Source organism: Algibacter sp., assembly GCF_039977455.1.
Taxonomy (GTDB): Bacteria; Bacteroidota; Bacteroidia; order Flavobacteriales; family Flavobacteriaceae; genus Algibacter_B.
The window spans coordinates 1-9,419 of record NZ_JBDWDG010000002.1 but is presented as its reverse complement, the minus strand read 5'-3'; the positions used below and the strand labels follow the sequence as shown (position 1 = coordinate 9,419).

Genomic DNA, 9,419 nt, shown 5'->3' with positions numbered 1-9,419 from the left:
ACAGTCTGTATAGGTGAACGTATATATTTTTTGACCTTCGCAATCAGGATCTGTACTTGCAGTAATTACAGGATCAATAACATTTCCACAAGCATCATTAACACTAGGTGCAGTTGGTTGTGTAGCTTCTGCAAGACATTGGACTGTAGAACTGTCATTTGTTGGTACTGTAGGTAATGTTTCTGTATTAATTGTATACGTATATTCCCAAATACCGGTATTACCAGCACAGTCAGTATAAGTAAAGGTGTAAATTTTATCGCCTTCACAATCAGGATCTGTACTTTGAGTCATAACTGGTATAACTTCCGTACCATTTGCGTCGTTAACTGTTGGTGATGTTGGCACTGTGGCGTCAACTAAACATTCTACAGTTGAACTTTCGTTAGCAGGAAGTGTAAAAGGAGCTAACTCAATGTTATATGTATATGTCCAATTGGCAGAATTATTAGCACAATCGGTATAAGTAAAAGTATAAACTACGGATCCTTCACAATCTGGTGTTGCTGATTTTACAGGTTCAGATGGAATAATTTCGTTTCCGCAGTTATCATTTACAGTAGGTGGTGTTGGTTCAACAACATCATTTAAACTATCAACTGTTTCAGTTCCATTTGTTGGTAAAATAAAAGCAGTAAGGTCTATGTTATAGGTGTAAGTATAAACCGCTTCATTACTAGCACAATCCGTGTAAGTGAATGTGTATATTTTTTGACCTTCACAATTAGGATCTACACTTTCCGTAATTACTGGAACTATAGCAGTCCCACAAGCATCGTTAACGTTTGGTGCCGTTGGTTGTGTTGCATCCGCAAGACACTCCACTGTAGATTCAGCATTCTCAGGAACGATGGGAGCGGTTGTAAGGTCTATATTATAAGTGTAGGTATATATAGATTCGTTATTAGCACAATCGGTATATGTGAATGTATATATTTTTTGACCCTCACAAATAGGATCTGCATTTTGTGTAATTACAGGTACTATAGCATTTCCGCACGCATCCGTTACTTCGGGCGCAGTTGGCTGTGTTGCATCTGCAAGACATTGCACTGTTGTTTCAGCATTCACCGGAACTGTAGGTGCCGTTGAAAGATCAATATTATAAGTATAGGTATAAACAGATTCGTTATTAGCACAATCTGTATAGGTAAATGTATATATTTTTTGACCTTCACAATCAGGATCTGCACTTTGTGTAATTACAGGTGCTATAGTGTTACCGCAAAAATCCGTTACTTCTGGTGCGGTTGGTTGTGTTGCTTCCGCAAGACATGTTACCGTAGAGCTATCATTTGTAGGTACTGTAGGTAATGTAACAGTGTCAATATTATAGGTGTATTCCCAAATACCTGTATTATCAGCACAATCTGTATATGTAAAGGTATAAGTCTTAGCACCTTCACATATAGGTGTTGTACTTTGAGTCATTACAGGTGTAATTTCAGTACCATTAGCATCATTAACCGTTGGCGGTGTTGGTACAGTAGCCTCAGCCAAACATTCTACAGTTGAATTTTCGTGTGCCGGCACCGTGAAAGGAGTTAATTCGATGTTATAAGTATAGGTCCAATTAGCAGAATTATTAGCACAATCTACGTAGGTGAAGGTATATACTACTGAACCTTCACAATCTGGTAAATTTGATATTGTTGGTTCTGAAGGTGTAATTTCGTTTCCACAGTTATCCATAACTGTTGGTGGCGTAGGTTCAACAGCATCATTTATACTACCAACAGTTTCTGAACCATTAGCAGGTAAAGTAAAAGTATTTAGTTCGATGGTATAGACAAAAGCCCACTCTACGTTATGACCAGAACAATCGGTAAAAGTATATGTATATGTTCTAGTACCTTCACAATTAAAAGGATTAGATGAGTCTGAAATAACAGGAGTAGAGGCTGTAAGTTCATTTCCACAGGCATCTTGTACTATAGGTAAAGTGATGTCTGTACCATCTGCATCAGTAATACATTCTACAGTAAGGGCACCATCTACATCAGGAATTGTAAAAGTTGGTACACTTATAGTATAAACATAAGCCCATTCGTATGAAACATTAGAGCAGTCTGTAAAAGTATAAGTATAGGTTTTAGTACCCTCACAATCAAATGGTGTTGGCGACTCTGTAATAACCGGACCAGAGGGCGTTATGGTATTTCCACAAACATCTGTTACCGTTGGTATTGTAAATGTTTCTGTGGCGTCAGCTAGACAGTTTACAGTTTCGGCTCCGCCTTCAGGTAAAACAATTGGTGTTGAATTTTCAATTGTAATGATTTGAGTGAATGCGCTAATGGTTTCTCCACAAGCGTCTGTAAACGTCCATGTATTAGTATATGTACCTGTACTACAGGTAGCGTCTTCAACAAAGGAACCAGCTGTTTTAGTAGGCGTAAATGTACATTTATTAGCTTCTGGAGATAAAGCTTGAGCTTCAGTTAGCCCATCAGAATCATTACATTGGATAGTCCTATTTAATGAATCTTCGGCTGTTTGCCATTCAACAGTAGGTTGTATTACATTAACAATGGTTTCTTCATTATTACCTAAACCACATTCAACTTCCGAAGAACTTGTTGTTGTTTGAGTTTCTGGGTTTAATTTTCCATTGTAAGTAGCTGTAAATTGTATTCCAAAGGATGTTTGACAATTTTCTTGTAAAAAATAACATTCATCTTTTATAGTTAATTCAAAATCTACATTTAAAGGAGGCGATGTCGTGGTAACATAGGCATCTTCTACTGTAAATTCTAAATAACCTGATGCAGAATTGTATGAAGCGCTAACTCCTGCAGGCCAAACTATACTAGAAAAATTTTCAATGGTAAGTTGAGGAGGCAGGGTAGAAAATATTTTTACATTTTCGGCGTCATCATTTCCTTTATTTTCCACAACAAATTCCCCAGTAATACTTGCGCCAGGAGCTTGTGGTGTATTTGATACATTGGTAGTGACTTCAATGGGGCCTAGTTTTGGCTCAAAAACTTCAACAGAAAGACCTAGTAAATATAAACCATAAGATTCATTGGTGGTCAATAATTTTAATGTTGTTGAAGTTTGATCATTTCCTATTAAATCGTTATTAGTATTAATTAATTTAAAAATACCTGCATCGAACCCTAAGGTATTTGTACTTGCAGGGGTTCTATCTATAAAGTTGTCATTATCAATAGTAATTCTACTATTAAAAAAATTGTTTCCACTTCTAATAGGAGCGATTGAACTAGTTGTTAAATCCTCAAAGTCAGTTGCAGAAGGTGGTAATATTTGTAACCTATCTCCAGAAAAACCTCTGTCACCTTCTATACCACCAAAAAGAATGTCAACATTAACATCTTGAGGCGCTGGAACGGTATTAAAACCTGTTATTTCAACTTCATACCCGTCACTATCTAAAGCATTGACATGGGCATAACCATCAAAAATTGTTACGTTTTTTAGAGGAAGAGTAGGGCTTTCATAAACAAAAACAATTTGCCATCCACCGGCACCATTTGCATTATTGGTTAACCCATGCTCACTAAAACTTTCTAAAGTAGCTTCAACATTGGCAACCTGGTAGGTGTCATAAGGCGAAATATTTTTGTCTATTAGCTCAGTATTGACAAGGTTTGTTATATCCTTAAAACAAACATAAGGATCAAAACCAAAGTGGTCGTCTGCAATACCATCACCATTATCATCTCGACCTCTATAAATCACTTCATCGGCTGTTAAAGTATTATAATTAGGCTGTGTTGGTAGCATTAATTTAATGTCATTAAAATTCCAATCTGGTCTGTTTTCAGTGGAAGGAGGGCTAGTTCCAGGTTCATGATCTACAGCTGTCCAATATAAAAACACCTTTTTAATGGTTAAACATTCAGTATTATTTATTGGTGCTTTAAAAGTTGCATTACTTGAGCTAAATGTGCTATCGTCATTATCAATATCAACATAATTTAATGAACTATAATTATTATTATTTAGGGGCCCAAGATATGGTATGGTTTCAAATACAGAAACTGTATTGTTTGCAATCATTGCAAAATCACCATTGATAGGCTCATTAAAACGAGGTTCAAATTCGTGTTTTAATTGCGCATAAGAGCATACACTGAATAAAAAAAGTAGGGCCAAAATAAATTGATGGCGTTTAATAGTATATTGGGTAGACGTTATCATAAGCCTTTAATTAACTAATTAATATGTTTTGTTAAGAAAACTTAATTTTAAATCCATTTAAAAGTATGGAATGTACTAAGTTTTTATAGTATGTTGATTTTGAAATAGCGCTTTTTAAAACTTTAATATTAATTAAAATACCTGTATTGGTATTTAATACAAATAAAGCATCAGTATTATTATTTGGTTTTAATTTATTTAAATGTTTACAAAAATCATTTTTTAAAACACACACACATAATTTAAGAGCCGTTTTAGTTTTCATGATGTTAAGTTTTTATTACACCTAAATTTATTATAACCAGATATTATTTCTGATGATTATTAATTTTCATTAAAAAAACTTTTTGAGGGAAATTAAGCAGGAGGAGGATAATATTGCTTAAAAAAAAGAATATTACTGTTGATAGTAGATTTAGGTTCATATGTTTAAAATTTAGTAGGTACCACAAAAAAACATATATGTAACTAGTTGGTCAAATATTCATGGCAAATCACTTATAAATTCGTTTAAAAGCTATTATTGCTTTATTAATTTGTATTTAAATAGAGATAATTCATTATTGAATATTATAAAGTTTTAATACATAATACTTAATTTACTTTTTTAAAATGTAAAAATAGGACCTGCGATTTACTTGATGTTCTTCTTCCGTACATTTAACTCCGTTAGAACATTTGTTTAATAATTGACTTTCTCCATAACCAATAGCACTTACTATACGATCTTGTGTAATACCTCTTGAAAATATATAATCTCTGGTCGCTTTGGCTCGTTTGTCAGATAACTTCATATTATATTCATCTCGACCACGACTATCGGTATGGGCTTCTATTTTAATTATCATGGTAGGGTTTACCCTTAATACATCGACTATGTTTTCCAACTCATATTGGGCATCTGTTCTTATATTCCATTTGTTAAAATCAAAATATATAGGGTTTATTACTATTTGGTTTCCTTGTATTAATGACTCTAAAAACAAATCTTTTTCAAAAACGTTGCCATCCATATCGCTAGTGGTAATAGCTACTTTATCACCGGAATAGGCAATAAGTTTTGCTGTAATGGTATAATTCTTTTCACAGTTTAACGTGAATTGATACGCTCCATTTTCAGAGGTAACTATTTCTTCAATAATTTTTCCAGATTCATCTATAAGGTTAACTGTTACGTTGGCTAATGGTGTGTTGTCTTTCCTATCTCTTGTAACACCTTTTACTAGTTGTGAGCAAACTTTTGAGTATACTGTATAAATATCGTCGTTACCTTTTCCTCCTGGTCTGTTAGAGGAGAAATAACTGCGTTTGTTTTGATTATCAGGATCAATATAGTATGCAAAGTCATCAAAACCACTATTGTAAGGTGCTCCAATGTTTTTTGGAGTTGCTAAACTATCTTTAATAATATTAGATTTAAATATATCTAAAAGTCCTAGATTTAATCGTCCGTCGGATGAAAAATAAAAGGTACTATCTTTACTCACGAAAGGGAACATTTCTCGTCCTTCGGTATTAATTTTAGGACCTAAATTTTTGGGTTCGCCAAATTTGTCGTTTGGTAGAATATCCACTTCATAAATATCGGTGTAACCTAGTCCGCCAGCTCTATCGGATACAAAATATAATTTTTTATTATTTGGACTTAAAGCTGGGTGCCCAGTGGAATATACGTCGTCATTTATACTAAGTTCTTTAATATTACCCCAACCGCTTTCTGTTAAGGTGGCCTTGTATATTTTTAAATGTGTCGTTCCTTTTTTGTCAAAGTTTAATTTGTTCTTTTTAGTAACATTATCTCTAGTAAAATACATAGTGTTTCCATCGTTAGTAATGGCTACATTCGATTCATGATAATCGGAATTTATATTAGAACCATCAATTAAAATAGGGTTAGAAAACTCTAAATCAAAGGCTTTTTCTTTAACTGAAACTTGAAATAAGTCTAAAAATGGTTCTTTATTCCATCCATATTTTTTTGTTTCCACCAAACCTCTTGCCGAAGCAAAATACAATTCGTTTTTATAAATAAAAGTCCCGAAATCTGAGTTCTCAGAGTTAATATTTAGGTTTTCAATTTTGATAGATAAGCTGTCTTCCACTTTATTAAGTTCATCGTACTGTAATAAATTATCGACATCATAATTTTTAACTCTGCTATCGTTATTCTGAATGGTAATAAACTTTTTAATCCATTTATTAGCTTCTGCGTAGTTACCTAAGCTTTTTAAAGATTGTATATATCTAAACAGGTGTTCAGGATCAATATCATATTTGTTGGCTGCTTTTTCATACCAATAAATAGCTTGTTCCGAATTGGAATTATTGTAATAACAATCGCCTAATCGGGTTAAATTATATTCACTGTCATCACCATTTTTGATTGCTTTTTCATATAATTCGGCAGCTTTAACAAAGCCATAATTATTATAAAATTTATCTGCAAGTTTAGTTTGGGCACTTATTGTACTAGTAAAAATGAACAAGAAAAGTATAAAAAAATTTGTTTTCATAGTAATAAGATTTAGAAGTACCTTGGGGATTTAATACGTTTACTTGTAAATAACTCGTACATGAATAATATCTCGTGTGTACCGCTAGAATAGGGTCTAATGTCTGAAATTGGGTACTCGTATGCATAGCCTAAACGTATTTGTTTAGATACTTGAAAATCTACAATACCACCTAATGCAGCAGCCGATTCATTAATTCGATATGCTGCGCCTAGCCAAAATATTTCGTTGAATAAAAAATTTGCTGTTATGTCGAAAGATAGAGGAGCACCGTTAGTGGCCTTCAATAACATGGCAGGCTTGAATTTGGTTGTTTCATTTAGATTGAAAACGTAACCACCCGTAAAATAGTAACTGATTCGTTCTAGCGCTATATAGTCTATGGCGCCTTGCTTTCCATTGTTATAATCGGTATTTAATATCCTTGGAGCAGAGAGACCTAAGTACCATTTGTCGGAATGGAAGAATAAACCTAAACCAATATTAGGGCTCCACCTGTTGGATACATCGTCAAAAAATGGATCATTAACGGCATTGGCTAATTCAGGGTCACTTGTGTCATTTAACAAAGATTGATCTAAACTATAATGAGTAAAGCCTCCTTTTATACCAAAAGCTAATTTAGATTTTGTATTTACAGGGAGTGTGTAAGAAAAATCAGCATATATGTAAGATAAGTTTTCATAACCTAGTTGATCATTTATAAAAGATAAACCTACACCAATTCTATCATTTCGCAATGGGGAATGCACCGAAAGTGTTTGGGTAGTTGGGCCGCCTTCTAATCCAACCCATTGGCTTCTGTGCAAACCTACAACGCTTAAAGTTTCTCTGCTTCCCGCGTAAGCTGGATTTATAGAAATGGTATTGTACATATACTGCGTAAATTGTGGTAATTGTTGAGCGAACCCAACCCAGCAATTTGCTAGCATAAAAATAAATATATTTAACTTAATAGACTTCATAGTTTGTTTAGATTTATTTAGTACCTACATAAAATGCTTTAGCAAAAGGTTCTAATCCACTATTTTTTAAATTTATAATATAGAAATAGGTCCCGTTAGGAACTTTTTCTGCTTTACCAACTGATGAGTTGTGAGCAAATCCATTCCAATTATTTTGGTAATTAGAATTATCATAGATTTTTGCTCCCCAACGGTTGAATATTTGTAGTTCGATAACAAATCCACAATTTTCAACACCTGTTATTTTAAAAAATTCATTGTAAGCGTCCCCGTTAGGAGTAATAACTTTGGATATTACTACATCATCTTCACCACAAGGAAAAACGATACAGTCATCATGTATTTCTAAATTTACTTCAACAGAGTTTAGACATCCACCATTTGGTATTGAATAAGTGAATTTATAGGTGCCTAATTCAACCTTTTCAGGGTCAAATAGGTTGTCGTCTAAAACGGCATTACCTTCAATTACAGTCCATTCTCCTCCTGCATCAGTATTACTTAAATAACCATTTAAATCAATGATTCCATCAGTTGAACAAGCACTTTCATTAATAGTGGAAACGAAGTCTATTAGTGTTACTGAAATTGTTTGGGTGTAGATTTGCTCGTTATTACAATCGTCTGAAACAGTCCAAGTTCTTACTATTTGGTAATCAGAAGGATTATTTTCATCTAAAGAATTTGTTTCATTAAACTCAACATTTACTATAGATGAGCAACTATCTAAAAACTCAATATTTGGAATTTCTGGAACACTATCACAATTTATTATAATCGAAGATGGAATGTTTGTTGTTGGTTGAGGCGCTTTAGTATCTTCAATAGTTATTGTTTGAGTATGCTCTGTTGTTAATCCATTTTGGTCTGTTGCTACCCATTTGCGTTCTATATAATAGTTTCCGCTACAAGCTCCATCAATTATGGTTTCAGTAAATGAAACATCCACGGTACCACACGGGTCTGTTGCGGTTAAAATATCAGGCATAGGAATATTATCGCATTCGTAGGTGGCATCTTCAGGTAAAGATTCCACAAATGTAGGATCGATGTTATCTATAATGGTTACAGTTTGCTCGCAAGTAGCTGTATTTCCAGAACCATCGGTTACGGTCCAAGTTACTATGGTTTCTCCTAATGGGAATGTATCCGGAGCATCGTTAGTAATAGTTGTTTCGGTACAGTTATCATTAACAGTAGGTGTACCTAAATTGATATTAGCGATATCTGTAGTACATCCGTTAGCATCTACATTCACAGATACAGGTGCGGCACAGTCCACAAATGTAGGATCGATGTTATCTATAATGGTTACAGTTTGCTCGCAAGTAGCTGTATTTCCAGAACCATCGGTTACGGTCCAAGTTACTATGGTTTCTCCTAATGGAAATGTATCCGGAGCATCGTTATTTACTGAAGAAACTAAACAATCATCGTTTGTTAATGGTGTTCCTAACGTAAATTCAGTTGCCGCTATTTCACAATTATCTGCAGTAACTTCAAGCGAAATATTTTCAGGACACTCGATAGTTGGATTGGTAACATCGGGTATTGTCGTAATTTCAACTATTTGCTTAAAAGTACAACCATTAGCATCAACAGCAATAACCGTGTAACTTCCTTCAGATAAATTGGAGAAAGTTCCATTATTCTGGTAGTTAGAACCATTATCGATAGAGTATGAGTAAGGCGGAATACCACCATTAGCTTCTACAGTTACTTGACCAGTTGAATTACCAAAACAATCCACGTTAGTTTGATCAATAATAGAAGC

General features: G+C 34.0%; 5 protein-coding genes. All 5 read right to left on the bottom strand.

The genetic code is table 11. The features are described 5' to 3' along the window. The coding region (locus ABJM36_RS00220) for a hypothetical protein (RefSeq protein WP_348447951.1) at nt 1–4,167 on the bottom strand (4,167 nt) is incomplete at its 3' end. A gap of 31 nt (nt 4,168–4,198) precedes the next feature. Next, nucleotides 4,199–4,432, bottom strand: a complete 234-nt coding sequence (locus ABJM36_RS00215; protein WP_348447949.1) for a hypothetical protein — start codon at nt 4,430–4,432, stop codon at nt 4,199–4,201. Between the two features lie 334 nt (nt 4,433–4,766). Beyond that, nucleotides 4,767–6,680, bottom strand: a complete 1,914-nt coding sequence (locus ABJM36_RS00210) for an OmpA family protein (protein ID WP_348447947.1) — start codon at nt 6,678–6,680, stop codon at nt 4,767–4,769. 11 nt (nt 6,681–6,691) lie between these two features. Then, the gene (locus ABJM36_RS00205) at nt 6,692–7,645 is read right to left on the bottom strand and encodes a type IX secretion system membrane protein PorP/SprF (RefSeq protein WP_348447945.1); all 954 of its coding nucleotides are present in this window, start codon (nt 7,643–7,645) and stop codon (nt 6,692–6,694) included. Between the two features lie 13 nt (nt 7,646–7,658). Further along, a partial coding sequence (locus tag ABJM36_RS00200) for a gliding motility-associated C-terminal domain-containing protein (protein ID WP_348447943.1) occupies nt 7,659–9,419 on the bottom strand: 1,761 nt, incomplete at its 5' end.

Coding starts and splice junctions, on each gene's coding strand:
- ABJM36_RS00215 (WP_348447949.1), bottom strand. CDS start 4,432: ATGAAAACTAAAACGGCTCTTAAATTATGTGTGTGTGTTTTAAAAAAT.
- ABJM36_RS00205 (WP_348447945.1), bottom strand. CDS start 7,645: ATGAAGTCTATTAAGTTAAATATATTTATTTTTATGCTAGCAAATTGC.
- ABJM36_RS00210 (WP_348447947.1), bottom strand. CDS start 6,680: ATGAAAACAAATTTTTTTATACTTTTCTTGTTCATTTTTACTAGTACA.